Origin of the sequence: Idiomarina sp. Sol25, from assembly GCF_033052775.1 — a bacterium.
In the GTDB taxonomy this organism is placed as follows: Bacteria; Pseudomonadota; Gammaproteobacteria; order Enterobacterales; family Alteromonadaceae; genus Idiomarina.
The window spans coordinates 1-249 of sequence record NZ_JAUPEW010000202.1 but is presented as its reverse complement, the minus strand read 5'-3'; the positions used below and the strand labels follow the sequence as shown (position 1 = coordinate 249).

General features: G+C 64.7%; 1 protein-coding gene. It reads left to right on the top strand.

Features of this window, described 5'->3' with window-relative positions:
* The coding region (locus Q5L94_RS14000) for a phage antirepressor KilAC domain-containing protein (protein ID WP_317498956.1) at positions 1 to 249 on the top strand (249 nt) is incomplete at both ends.

The following is a 249-nucleotide window of genomic DNA, read 5'->3' as shown; positions in this document are numbered from 1 at the left end:
CAGACCGTCGAGGAGATCGCGAAGGTTCTCGGCACCGGCCAGAACCGGATGTTCGCATGGCTCCGGGATCAGCGGATCCTGATGGCCTCGAACCTGCCCTACCAGCGGTTCATCGACGAGGGCTACTTCCGGACGGTCGAGCGGCAATACACGGACCGCCGCGGTGAGAGCCACACCTACACCCGCACACTCGTGACCGGGAAGGGCTTCGCCTACATCCAGAAGCGCTTCGGTGAGGAGCGTGCGGCA